Source organism: Bradyrhizobium sp. (assembly GCF_049581145.1).
Taxonomy (GTDB): domain Bacteria; phylum Pseudomonadota; class Alphaproteobacteria; order Rhizobiales; family Xanthobacteraceae; genus Bradyrhizobium.
Window position 1 is genome coordinate 1 of record NZ_JBAURI010000156.1, and the last position, 12,899, is coordinate 12,899.

Genomic DNA, 12,899 nt, shown 5'->3' on the forward strand with positions numbered 1-12,899 from the left:
CACGGTGCCCTTGCGCCGTCGCAGCGCGATCGTGCTCGCTACCTCGGCGCGCGGGCTCGCCACTCCGGCCGGGATGCCGCGCACCGGCTGGTATCCGACCAGATCGCCGATGTAAGGAATGACCCAAGGGGCGCAGGTCTCGATGAACTGATCGTCGTACAGTTGGTCGAGATCCTGTTCGACTGTGGCGATCTGCTCGGCCAGCACCATGAGCAGGGACTGCAGCGGTCCGCGCGCCGCCTTGGCGGTGAGTGCGTCGATCGTCGCCTGCTGCATCTGCGTCGGTGTCGCCGCGAGGCTCTGCAGCGAGGCGAGCTGCGCCTGCTCGGCGACGCTCAGGAGATTGCCCGACAGCGCCGCCTGGGCGTCGCGCAACCGATAGAGCGCCGGCATCAGGGCGAGGAGCTTTTGGCCGTCGACACTCATGGCATCTTGCTCAGTTGCACGTCGGCCACGACCGGATCGATGACCAGGATCTCGGCCGGTTGCGGCAGCGATTGCGAATTAGGCACAGGCAGGGACGCGTACAGTCGGTCCGCGCTCGTCGCGAACGGCCGGGCGAGCGCGACGTAGACCGCGTAGGGGCTGGCCTTGGCGTTCGCGTTGCCGGCCGGGCTCGCCGCTTCCCCGCCGGTGGAAGCCCCGCGCTTGAGGCCGGTGACGTTGGTGGCGACGATGCCCGGTACGCCCTGGATCACCGACGCGATCTCGTCGATGCCGACGGACTGGCCGAATGTGCGCGCCGAAAAGCCGAAGGCATCGGACAATGTTGCGCGCACCGTCGCCTCGACAGTCGGGGCGTCGTAGGCCGGATCGTAGGCGAGCGTGGCCGAGAATCTGAACAGCGTCTGGATGTAGCTCACCGCCGTGATCGGGATGAGCGGGTTGCCATACGTTTGCAACGCGGCGGTCAGGCTCGCGAAGGTCGGATCGCCGGGCGACAGCACGGCGCCGCCGGCGCCGGCTACCGTGACGAACACGCCGCGGCCTGGGCCGAGCGGAATCCACAAGGCATGCGCCTTGGCGATGCCGGCGAAGCTGCTCGCGAAGTTCTCGTAGTCGGTGATCGAGACGGCGCGTCCGAGCGTGAGCACCGTGCGCGGCGCGTTGGTGCGGATATCGTCGACCGATTCCGGATCCTGTCCGCCGGTCGCGGCCTGCGGGTTGAAGACGCCGCTCACGCCGAGCGGACGATCGACCAGCGTCGTGAGTGTCCCGGCGCCGACGTTGCCGGCCGATCCGGAGCCGATGCGGTAGCTGGCCTGCACATTGTTCTGGCCGGTCGGCAGCAGGGCGCCCTCGACGCCATCGCCGAACAGCACGGTGGTCGAGCCGCCCGGCTGGTCGAGCGTCGTGCAGACCTGGCTAGACCCGCTCTGTCCCGAGAGGGTCGGAACCACCGTCCAATCGACGCCGTTGACGGTGACCTCGAGCGTCGATGACCGGCCGGTCGGCGTCGGCGCCGGCACGTAGGTCAGCGGGGATTGCTTGAGTGCGAAGGTCTGGTCTGGCGTCGACGCGGCGCCGCTGCCGAGCACCTCGCTGACCGATTGGCCGTGTGTCGCAGGACCGACGTTGGCATTGACCGTGGTGGTCGTGCGATCATAGCAGTTGGCGAGCGGAGCGCTCAGCCGCAGGTTCGTATGCGCCGGGTCGGACGCGGTGTCCACGCTTGCGACCTGCGCGAACTCGCTGACCTCCGGATCGCTCGGATCCGATGGCGCCAGCGTGAAATCTAAAAGCTCGGCCGCGACCGTCCCGTCGGTGCCGCTCGCGTCCGCGACACTCAGCGGAAGCCGGACCTTCGACACGCTCCAGTCCGGCAAGTCGCCGTTCGCATCCGCCGGCAAGGCCGGGGGCGCGAGCAGCGTGAGGATTTCGCCCGGCTTGAGATTGCGGGCCTTGCCAACGGTGGGCGTGAAGCGCAACGCCCGCGAAAGTTTGTAACCGACCGCGATCTTCTGCCGGGTACCAGCGAGCGCGATCATCTTGACGGTGGCGAGATCGGTGCGCCGCGTTTCCAGCGCGACGACGGCGCCGTAGAGCGGGTAGGGCAGCGGCTGCTCGGCCACCTGCAATTCGTCGCTTTGCGCCCAAACCTCGGTCTGCCGGAGCGGAAACGCTTTGCTGAATTTAGTGAAGTCCGGATAGTCCGGCATCAGTTGCGTGACTTTTGCACTCAGCGCGTAGCGCGACAGCGACGCGCTGCTGACCTGCTGGACCTTGAGAAGCTGCGCCGCGGGCTTGCCCGTTGCGTCGGTCGTGAGCGCGAACCAGCTTTGCGCGACGATTTTTTGATAGGTCGCATCGAGGCTGATCGGGCCATGCAGGGAAATATGAAAGCCCCACCAAACCCATGGCGACACTTTTGAGTCGATGAGGTGCGGGAGGCTCGTCTCAAGCGGATTTGATGCTTTGACGAACAGCGAAGCGTCCGGCGCATTGTGGCCGAACAAAGCGGCCTTCTGACGAAAGGCAAACACCCTCGCGGTGGATGTCGTGGTAAAATCGCTCGCCGCGCCCGAGTCATGCGCCAGCGGCGCACCCAAGCCGACACGAGTCAGATTGCGGATCTTGTCGGCTTGAACCGTATTGATGACGACCACATCCCATTGCCCGCTCGGATGTGAAGTCTTCTTGTCGTCGATCCAGTTGTCGCGTTCCTCGCCGAGGACCAGCAGCGAATCTCCCGGCTGCAGCTGGGTCGTGGTGCCGCTCAGATAGATTTCGCCGCTCCGGCGCGGATTCCAGGCGACGCCGGTCTGCACTTGCAGCGCGCTCCAATCGGGCTTTGCCGGGATGTCGGCGGCGGTCTCGAAGGTCTGCGGGCTCTGGCCTTGGGCGGGAACGCTCTGCACCTGCGTTCCCTGTGGGATGACGATCGGTGCGGCGGCTGGATCGGGCGGCGGCTGGCCGGGCGTCGACTTGAAGCTGAACGCGAGATACGTGGAGGCGGAGACGCCCGGCGCCGGCTGATAGCCGATCAGGCGCGACAGCTCGGTGAGCGAGCGCTGCTGCCCGGCCGTGCGCAGATAGCTCTCGTTGGCGAGGCGCTCCTGGTAGAAGGTGAGCACGTCGAGCATCATCGCGGTCGCATCGATGATCGCGGGGACGAAATCGTCGTCGCTGCGCGTCCTGAGCGGCGCGAGCGCGGGAAAGTCCGCGCTCGACAGGCGTGCGAGCATGGATTCCTTGAAGCTGTTCCATGTGCCCGCCCGATACGCGATCGCCGCGAGGCCCGCCGCATTGTCGCGGCGCGCGGGCGTCTGCACGCTCGACCCGGCGCAGCACCCGCAATCGCAATCGGCTGTTCCCGCGCAACTCATTCGCTGTTACCCATGCAACAACTCGAAGATCAAATTGATTTGGTTTCAGTCTCTCCGCGTTCTTTGTTCGAGCACGCTCTATCGTCCGCCTTGCATCGCCAGCGTGAGCTGGCCGTGACTGGGAAAGTTGGGGTCATTGTCGAGCCGGGCGACCTGCAGCGCACCGAGCTTCAATTCGCCGGCGTCGAGATATTGCTGGGTCGCAACACCCAACGGCTGGAACGCCGTCGCCTCGACCGAGATCACGCCCGCGACCGACCGGGCGGCCGCGTAGATCGGGCTCAGGTAGACGGTCTGACCGAAGACGAAGTTCTCCGGACAAAAGAGGCCCGTGCTTCCGTCGGGCTGGCGGCGATTGCTCAATACCGCGAGCAGCGCCTGCTCGACATCGGCACGGAAATAGTCGGGATCGACGCCGATCGCGAGCGCGAGCTCCAGCGAAATGTACTCGGGCGACTCGACCGCGAGATCCTGACCCGCCATCCGGTAGCGCTCGAGTTCCTGCCGGAGCGAGCTGCTGAGCGTCGGCGACGGGTTGCCGCCGCCGGTTGGCTCGATGGCAACCGACGCCGTGTACCAGGCGCCGGTCCAGCGGAGCGACGCCGCGGCGCGATCGACCTGCGGATTGAGCTCCGTCAGGGTTTCGTAGTCCGCCATGGTGACGGCGCGCTCCTGGGTGAGGAAGGCCTGCGGTGCGCGGCGGCGGATTTGATCGGTGGTTTCGGGGTCGGTGCCGCCAATGGCGGGTAGCGGATTGCGGCAGGATTGAATCTGCGATTGCACCACCGGGTCGGCGGCGGAGAAATAAATGAGGCTGTCGGCGCCGACGTTGCCGGCCGTCCCGTTGCCGATGCGATAGGACGCCGTGAAGACGGTGCCGGCGTCGGGAGTTTCGCCGTTGACGTCATCGCCGAACAACAGCGAGGCGGTACCGTCGGATTCGACCTCGACCGCGAAGACCGGGTCGGAGTCGCCGCTTTCCAGCAGGTTAGGCTCGGCGATCCAGGTCGTCGTCGCGTCGTTCGAGGTTGCCGTAAGCGTGATCGCCGGCGCGCTCAGGCGCGCATCGGTCTGTATGAGATCTTGCGCCGACAGGATGAGCGCTGCCCCCTGCGCAAAATCTTCCGAGATGACCAATGCGGATGCCGCTGCGATCTGGCTGTCGACGTCGGTAAGCAGGAGGTCCGCGAAGTGCTCGACCGTGACCGGGAGCGTCGCGCCCATTCCGCCCGATTTCGGGTCGTAGAGGACCGTCAGATCGAAGCGCGTAGCGTCCTGGGCATTGGCCTGCGCCGTAACGGCGAACAGCGGCGGCCATAGCGCCGAGTTGGGCGGCTGCAGCGTCAGGAATTTGTTAGGCGGATTGCCGAGATCGTAAAGATCGATCGTCCCGGCGTTCGCCAGCATCGTCGGCACCGCGGCAAATCCCGCCAGCGCGCCGGTCGGCGCAACGTATGTGGTCGGCACAGCAATCAGCTTCGAGCCAGTATTGATGGCGGTCGCCACGTAGTTCGTACCGGTGGAGCGGAGTGAGAGGTTGGTGAACTTCTCCACCGGTACCTGGGCGAGCACGCCGGCCGCGCCGCCCGGCGGATTGTAGACGACGGTGAGATCGATATTCCCGGGCGTAGTCGCATTGGCGTTGACGACAACGCCGAAATATTGCGGCCATCCGGTAGGATCGGTCGGGCGCAGGGTGAGCGACGCAAAGCCGTTTTTGCCCGGGAGCGGGACGGGACCTGCATTGCTGAGTGACACAGGCGCCGACGTCGCCGGATTGCCCGCGCCCGTCAGCGGCACGGTCGCGAGCGCCACCACCTGGGTGAGCGGCTTGTCCGGCACCGTCGGGCGGTAGCGCGCCGGCACGGGCGAGGGCGACGGGAGCTGGCAGCGGTCGGCGGCGGGATCGGGCGGATAATAGAGTCGCGGAGGCGGCACAGTGCCGAGCAGCTTGCCTGACAGCGACACGCCGTGGTCGGCGAGCACGATGTTGCCGAACGCGACGCTGACGTCGCTCACGCTCTGCTGGTCGCCTGCGGAATCGAGATAGGTCGATGAGATGCACAGCGGGAACGGAAGGGCGTCGGCCTGCGCCCACTGGATCTCGGTGACCTGGATGGGGTTGCCGGCGGCGTCCTTGTCCAGCGGATCGACCAGCGGATTCTTGTTGCTGTCCTGGGTCGCGATATTCGTCAACCGCACCGCGCAGCGGCGGCGAATATCGGCGTCGGCCGGGTTGCCGGTCTGTGGACCGATCATCTCCTGGAAGATAAGGACGTCGCCGATCTGGAGCAGCGGATAGGAGCTCCGCAGCGTGGCTTCGGTCGCGCCCTTGGGCAGGCAGCAATCGGTATCGCCCCAGGTGTGGAAGTGCAACTCGTTGTGATCGGCGTAGAGTACGGCATCGTGCATCGGCTCGAACACCGGCACGCCGAGACGGATCGCGGCCTCCTCGTTGTCCCCGTTGCCGAGGCCGGGCGCGAGCGAAGATGGCATGCCGGGGGTGAAGGCATTGAAGCGGACGCGGGTGCGGTCGAGAAAGACGGGCGTCGCCGCAGGTGTGTTCAGATCCAGATGCACGAACGCCCGCGCGTTGCAGCCCTCCTGCACCTGGTAGTCGACCAGGAGTGCGTGGCGGCGCAGCGACACCCGCCGCCGCGCGGTTTCCAGATAAGCTTCGGTCGCGACCGCGTCCTGCTGATAGCTCAAGTGATCGCCGAGATAGGCCATGAGCTCGGCGAGCGCGACGCCGAGATCGGCCTCGCTGCTGCCGCCCCAGCTCGGCAGCAGCTGGTTCAGGCGATCGAGAATGATGGTGCGGAAACTGCCGTAGTCCTTGGCAAGGTAGTTGATCGCCGGAGGTGTCAGGCCGGCCGGCGGACAATCCGGTACGGTCGTCGCGCAGTCGAAATCGGGGCCACCCTCGACCTTGAACGAGAAGTCGACCGCGGCGAGCTGCGGATCGAATCCCGTGAGCACATCGGTGATCGCGAACGGGCCGGTAGCCTTCGTGGCGTCGTTCACCAGCCGCAGGCAATAGGTCGAGAAGTCGCCCGCCTGATGGGTACGCACCAACAGGACATTGGGCTTGTCGGCGAGCGTGCTGACGAGCGGGGCGAGCGCCCCGACGGCGGGCGGCAGCGTCGTCGCGCTGATTTGCCCGGCCGCGATCACCCAATCGACCGCGACGGTCGGGATGCTTTCGCCGCCGTCGATCACCACGTTGACGCCGGCGCTCGGCAGCGGCCCGCCTGACGTCGGGGCGGGGCCAAGGCTCAGCGTCGGCGGAAGCGGATTGAGGCAATGAATGAGCAGAATGCACTGTGGCGGTGGCCGCAGCGCGCTCGCCACGACCGCGAGGTCGCTCGCGTCCGGCACCTCGAGATAGTCGATGCCGTTCAGCGCGGGATTCCCGCTGACCGCGGCCTTCCGTTTCTCGTTGCAGCAATCGTAGATCATGAGTTGCCGCCAAAGACAAAGGTCTGCACTTGCGTCACGTCGGTATTCACGAGCGAGTATGTGACCGTCACCTGCAGCATGGCATCGAGGGCCGACGCGCTGACCGATTGCACCGTCACGTAGCCGCCGAGCCACTTCTGCAGCGCGCTCTGCACCGAGAACTGTGTGGCGGCCGCCAATTCCATGCTATTGGGCGCGAACGAAAGCTGCAGCAGGCCGCTGCCGAAATCGGGCAGGTTGACGCGCTCGCCGGGCGAGGTGAACAGCACCTGCTCGATCAGTTGGCGAACGTAGTCCGGCAGCGCTGCCTGGCTGGTGCGCCCGCTGCCGTCGTATCCCAAGGGAAAGTTGACGTTCATACGATTGCCTCAGCTCGCGATTACCCTCATCTGCGCCATTACGGGAAGCAAAGGCGTTCCCGTTGGCGCGCACACCGCCGTTCCAGTCAGGATGGCGACCGGTTGACCTTCCGAGATTACCTGCACGGCGCCGACGACCCACTGCGCTGTAACGCATGGCCCGTTTCCAACCGGCGGCGCGAAGGCGCAACCGGCAACCGTGTAGGGCACCGCGATGGTCGTGATCGGCATGCCCGACACCAGCACCCGCGGGCTCGGCGCGGTGGGCAAGGCTTGCCCGCCATGCGAGCACATGACGGTTGCGCCGATATGCAGGATCGGTCCCGGCATCGCTATGTCACCATCAAGGCGTCGATGTTCACGGCCACTGCCGGTCCGACCAGCGTGATCGTCGCGCCTTGTCCGTTGCTGATGTAGATTCCGGTCTCGTTGACCACGATCATCGCGCCGCTGACGCTTTTCAGTACGATGCCGCCGGTGACTGGCGAGGGTGGCGCGTCGCTGACCATGATCATGTTCTGGCCGGTGGTCTGCAGCACGATGTTCTGTCCCGGCGGGATCGCTGGGGGCGCGGTGGCGAATATCGGCACGTCGGCGACCAGTCCCCAGAAGCCGCCGGTCCAGATCGGGTAATCGGGATTGCCCTGCTCGAACTCGATCCAGACGCCGGAGCCGATCGGCGGCACGACGAAAATGCCCGACTGGATTCCCGCTGCCGGCACGCACGGCATCGCCCAGCTCGACGGCGCGATGCCAAGCACGTCGGGCACCATGCAGATGACGCGGCCGATCTGCTCCGGATCGATGTTCTCGATCACGGTGCCGCGATACTTGCCATAATAGCGGGTGAGGTTGGCGCCCGGCTTGGCACTCTGCGCGTTCATGGCGACACCGACGAGACGGTAGAGACTATGCCGTTGCGCGTGAGCTTGAAGTGCTGCTTGTATTCCCCGCGCTTGATATCGTGCGTGACGCTCTTCACATAGTAGAGACCATCGAAGGCCGGACCGGAGCCACGCACGCCGACGAGCTGGCGCGCGTTCAGCACGCCGCCGTAGCGCGTCACATCGAGCGTGCCCTCGGCGGTGACCGCGTCCGCCCATCGCGACGCGGCCGCAAGCCCGATCATGATCGCCTGCGGAATCGGACGCTTCGAGAGGTCGTCGCGCACCGGCTGAAGGTCACCCAGGATGTTCGTCGGCAGCGGCGGGATGGCGCCGAGCGGCGGATTGAGCGGCGTGATCGGCGGAATAGGAATCGGGATGATCACCTGGGTCTCCTCGTTGTAGATGAACACCGTCGGAATCTTGTTCTGCTGCTGGTCGAACTTGAACTGGAGGCTCTCGACGTTGGTGTAGGCGTCCATGTCGGCGCTGATCGCGGGCTGGATCGGACCGACCTTGATCTGCGGGCCCCAATAGGCCTTGCTCATGCCGGGGGCCGGACCCGGATCGAGATAGAATACGTAGCCGACGTCATCGGCGAGGGCGCGGATGTATTCGAGGTCGGTGCCCTGCTGCGCCGGAATTCGGTCGATCGGAATCGGCACGTCGATCATGATGCTTGGAATGATCAGCGGCACCACGCCGAACACCGCGTACTTGGCGAGCAGCAGCGCGACGCGCGCTTCCGCCGGGCATGCGGGAAACGGGAAACCGCTCCAGTTGGATTGATTCATCAGCGCGGTGAGATCCTCGCCGGTCAGCGTCAGGGTGGAGTTGGAGCCCTTGTCGCCAGGCACGATCTCGTTGTTGGTGATCACGCCATCGATCAGCACGTTGGACACGCCGTTGACCACCACGACCACCACCACCCGCATGAACAGGAGCGGCGCGCCGCCGGTGAGCAGAAACAGGATCTGCAGCGGCGACTGCTTGTCGATGCTGAACTTGATCTGGAAGCCGCTCACGCCGACGTCGTTGACCGTCACCTGGATGCTTGCGAGCGCTTCCATTACGGCGCGCGGCGGGGTGGCCGGCACGAACGGTCCGATCATCAGGCGAAGCTGGACGTCCTTAAGCATTCGACGCCCCCGGCACGCCCAGCGGCGTCGTGATATTGAGGACCGCGCCGGCCGTTTCGACCAGCGTGCCTGGACGAATGGCGCCGTTGGCGTCGCACAACAGCCAGAACATCAAGGGGTCGCCGAGATATTTGGCGGCGATGAGATCGAGGCGGTCGCCCTGCTGCACGGTGTGCTGCGCGACCGTTGCGAAGTTCGGCGCGCCCGGCTGCGGCACGAAACGGCGCGCCAAGTAGCTCACGCTCTGGCCGTTGGCGGTCGTATAGGTGAGCGTCGAGAATCCGTAGTAGCGGCTGTCGGTCGGGAACGTGACCGGTGGAATGACTCCGAGGCCGATCAGCGCGGCGAGCGGATATCTCATGGCAGTCCCCCGAGCCCGAGTGCCGAGATCGCCGCCGAGCCGGCGCGCGTCGCTAGCTGCTCCTTGTTGGCGAGATAGTTCATGTACATGCGTCCGCCCGGATGCTCGAAACCGAGGTCGTCGACACTCAGCACGCGCATCCCGAGGCTCACCTTGGCGCGGATCGGATTGAGCGAGGGGTCGAATGCCTCCTCGGTGACGGAGAACTCCGTGAGACGCACTGGAACGACGCGGCTCACGCTCCACACGAACAAAGTGAGCGGCTGCTCAAGCGGGATGATCTCGAGCGCGCCCGCATTGGCCATGGCGTCGTCGGATTGCAGCGTCTCGACCGTCGGGTTGATCAGCATCTCGAGCTGGGCGAGTTGCGGATGCAGGCCGTATTGCGCGGCGACTGGAAACTTGTTGGGGAATTCGAGCTGGTCGGTGGCGTCGAGCTCGGCCTCGAGCTTGAAGGTCTCGATTGCCGGCCCGCGCAAGCGCAAGGCGTCGACGCGCACTCCGTCCTGCCCGCCCGGCGTCGACTGAATCTGCAGCGAACGGCTGAGCGTATCTGGATTGTACTGCAGCGCGATCACGCCCTGGACCACGGACGTGTCGGGATCGAGAGTCACGATGCCGCCTTTGACGACGCGGGGAGAGTTTGAAAAACCGGACATGATTTTCTCACAACTGGCTGTGCGCTTGCTTCTTCGTTGAATGGACTTCGACAGTTTTTCTTCGCAACCGTCTTCACCGGACTTGATGGAGCGTGCAAAGGTCGTTCAATGCTCCCTTTTTGCGGAAAACCGCAGGCCGCCGTCAGACCACCCTTCTTGCGACAATACCTTGTAGCCCTTGTAGCGATCCGGCAGATTTTGCTTAACCCTTTCAGCGTAGCCGTGCGTTTTCTCGACGTGCGCCGTAGACGACTTCGACGTCGCATCGAAGATAGTTATCTCTTTCTTGGTGTCGTCGATGGCAATGGCATCTGGTCCGCTTGACGCCGCACCGGAGGTTTCCGGAAATAGTGCCTTGAATTCTGGCGGCATATCTTTGTTGCCGAACACGGTCGCAGATTTGGGCTGCCTTCTCGCCCATGCCTCTACGTCTCCGGCTTCCCTAAGGGTCCCGATGCGCCGTTTGAGAGCTGCTTCGCTGAGCGCGCCACGGGGTGGTTCGTCAGTGATTCCTGGGACTCTACCGAGTTCATCAAGGCTTTCCTCGAGAGTGCGCGGCCCAGCGAGCGCCTCCCGCGCTGTCGGAAGGCGCGGACGTTCGGAGCTGCCAAGGTATTCAGGCCGTGGTGGCCCGCCTCCCAGTGGCCGGGGCCGTCCGCGGCCGCCGCCTCGCGATGCGCTTGCGACTGTTGGTTCGGCATTCGGGGACCCGCTAGCTTGCCGCCCGGTCCCTTCGGCTCCAGCGGCAATCTTAAGTGGCTCGGCCCCGGTCTCCTCGGCCACGGTCGCCTTCGCCTGGGCATGCGGTTCCGTTGGCGGGGTGGTGCGACCGCTTGACCCGCTTGACAGGCGACGCTCGCCCAACGATGTCACCTCGCGCGGCCCAGGCTTAAGCTGAGGCGATGCAGCTAGGCCTTTTTTTGCGGCCTCGATCGGAGTCACTGTCGCCATTTTTTGCGGTGATGCCGTTGGCTCGTGCCCGGTCGCTTGGGGAGCGGGTGTCTGTGTGCCTGGCGGCTCGATTGCGCGAGCAGGTGTCATTGCTGCTTCGGCTGTCGGGGTCGGTGCGCGCGCGGGCTTTGGCGATGCTGCTGGTTCGCCCTCGGGCCCTCCCGACGGACTCGTTCGACCTCGCGGGCCACCTCCATACTTGGCCTCTGCCGCGGAGGTCAAAGCGCCGGTGACGGCGACGATCGCCAGACTCTTGGGGTCGATGAGCCGGGTGATCAGGTCATCGACGAAGGTTTGCCACGTGATGGCCTGGCCTCTCGCGGCGCGGTAAGTATCCTGGGCCAACGACATCAAGGTGGTTGATCCGACATGCATGAACGCCGCGTGAACCACCTTTTCGGTCACCCGGCTTGCCAGGCTCTCGGTGGCGGGATTTCCCAGGAGCGCTTTACTGATTCCAGCGGTGACTTTCCCTCCGAAGCGGGCAATGACGACCTGCACCAGCGTATCGACGACGAGCGCGCCCCAATCAACTTTGTCGCCCATGGACACCTTGGCCGCCGCCTCCGCGACATTTGCCAGGATTGGCGCTCCAATTGCGATTACGTTTGCCGCCGTCGCAGTTCCAACTTCCACGCCCAGCACCGTGGTCGTCGCGCCGGCCCCCTCGACCGCTCCCAGGGCCCCGGCAGCCGCGCCCCCCGTCGCGATCGTCGCCATGATACCGAGCGTGAGGAATGCCGCATCACGGGTGACCTCCAGCACGGTGACCGTCATATCGCCCGCGCGGATGATCCCTTGGAAGTAGGCTTGCCACATCTTGTCGGCAGAAATTGCCGCGCCTTCGGCGTTGGCCAACAGGGCGGCCGCCTGAACGAATCGTCCGGCGCCGACGGCCTCCAACGCCGACTTCACGTCCGTGTCGGCACGAGTGACATAAGCCAGTAGATCGGGTCCGGGATCTTTGACGCTGCCGAGCGTCTTGACGATGGGCGACACGATCCAATGCTTCCTGTCCACTTCGGATTGGCTTTGATAGCGGTCATGGACCATTGATGCGCGATTCTGAACTCGCTGCAGATGGTCTTTCAAAACAGCGGCTGTTTTCGCTCGGATTTGTTCCGCCTGCCCGGCGGTCAAGTTCTCCATCTGCCCATCGACGACGATAGTGAATCCGCCGCTGGCGGACGGCAGTATTCCGTCGATCGGGCGAATGGCCTGTAGAAGCGCATCCTTTCCCTGACCCGTGATGGTAGGGAGGAGCAGGGCCTTGGTATCGCCTTGGGCGGAGCGCTGCGCGAGCATTTGCGCACTGACTTTTGCCGCGCCCGAATCAACGCCGAGTCCCGGATTGGCCACCGCTCCTTCATGCAGAGCCTTGAGGCTCTCCGAATTGAGGCTTTTCAATCTTGCGACAATGTCGGTTTGATTGAACTCGTTTAAATATTCTGCTGCTTTAGGCCAGCTTGCCTTCTTGATTTCCGATCTGAAATTGAAGTCGAGATAGTTTACCTTTGTGGCAAGTGCGACTTGAGAGTTTCTGCCGACCTTCTGGTTTCCAATGGCGCCGAGATAAATCTGGGATATTTTTGCCGGCTCGGTCTTGTAGGTTTGGATAAAAACACTCAGGTCACCGGGGCTGAACCCATTGATGAGCTCGGCCACCTGTTCCCAACGGCTCTGATCGGCAGCCGCGAACGCCTGGTCGAACAAAGAACCGCTTCCGGCGCCTCGCTGATCGGATTCCGGCTGTCTCTGAAG

The 12,899-nt window shown here is 64.7% G+C and carries 9 protein-coding genes and 1 pseudogene; all 10 read right to left on the reverse strand.

All coding sequences use genetic code 11. The features are described from left to right. Nucleotides 1–426: pseudogene (locus WCB02_RS05125) on the reverse strand (hypothetical protein); the annotation flags it as partial. Further along, nucleotides 423–3,272: a putative baseplate assembly protein gene (locus WCB02_RS05130; RefSeq protein ID WP_423956756.1), complete on the reverse strand. Its 2,850-nt coding sequence runs from the start codon at nt 3,270–3,272 to the stop codon at nt 423–425. The gene WCB02_RS05130 and the pseudogene WCB02_RS05125, both read right to left, overlap by 4 nt. Before the next feature lie 132 nt (nt 3,273–3,404). Continuing rightward, entirely contained in the window at nt 3,405–6,785 is a 3,381-nt protein-coding gene (locus tag WCB02_RS05135) for a putative baseplate assembly protein (RefSeq protein ID WP_423956757.1), read from the reverse strand. Next, complete coding sequence (locus WCB02_RS05140) at nt 6,782–7,144, reverse strand: GPW/gp25 family protein (protein WP_423956758.1); 363 nt, start codon at nt 7,142–7,144, stop codon at nt 6,782–6,784. The genes WCB02_RS05135 and WCB02_RS05140 overlap by 4 nt, the downstream gene beginning before the upstream one ends. Before the next feature lie 9 nt (nt 7,145–7,153). Next, nucleotides 7,154–7,474 (reverse strand): hypothetical protein, encoded by a 321-nt coding sequence (locus tag WCB02_RS05145; protein WP_423956759.1) that lies wholly within the window; start codon nt 7,472–7,474, stop codon nt 7,154–7,156. 2 nt (nt 7,475–7,476) lie between these two features. After that, nucleotides 7,477–8,028, reverse strand: coding sequence for a phage baseplate assembly protein V (locus tag WCB02_RS05150; RefSeq protein WP_423956760.1), 552 nt, complete (start codon nt 8,026–8,028; stop codon nt 7,477–7,479). Next, a complete protein-coding gene (locus WCB02_RS05155) occupies nt 8,025–9,167 on the reverse strand; it encodes a hypothetical protein (protein ID WP_423956761.1) in 1,143 nt (380 codons plus the stop codon). The genes WCB02_RS05150 and WCB02_RS05155 overlap by 4 nt, the downstream gene beginning before the upstream one ends. After that, on the reverse strand, nt 9,160–9,528 hold the full coding sequence (locus WCB02_RS05160) for a LysM domain-containing protein (protein WP_423956762.1): 369 nt from the start codon (nt 9,526–9,528) through the stop codon (nt 9,160–9,162). Before WCB02_RS05160 ends, WCB02_RS05155 begins: the two co-directional genes overlap by 8 nt. Further along, nucleotides 9,525–10,187 carry a hypothetical protein gene (locus WCB02_RS05165; RefSeq protein ID WP_423956763.1) on the reverse strand — a complete coding sequence of 221 codons (663 nt, stop codon included), beginning with the start codon at nt 10,185–10,187 and terminating at the stop codon, nt 9,525–9,527. The genes WCB02_RS05160 and WCB02_RS05165 overlap by 4 nt, the downstream gene beginning before the upstream one ends. A gap of 105 nt (nt 10,188–10,292) precedes the next feature. Then, nucleotides 10,293–12,851, reverse strand: a complete 2,559-nt coding sequence (locus WCB02_RS05170) for a hypothetical protein (protein ID WP_423956764.1) — start codon at nt 12,849–12,851, stop codon at nt 10,293–10,295. Nucleotides 12,852–12,899 lie beyond the last annotated feature (48 nt).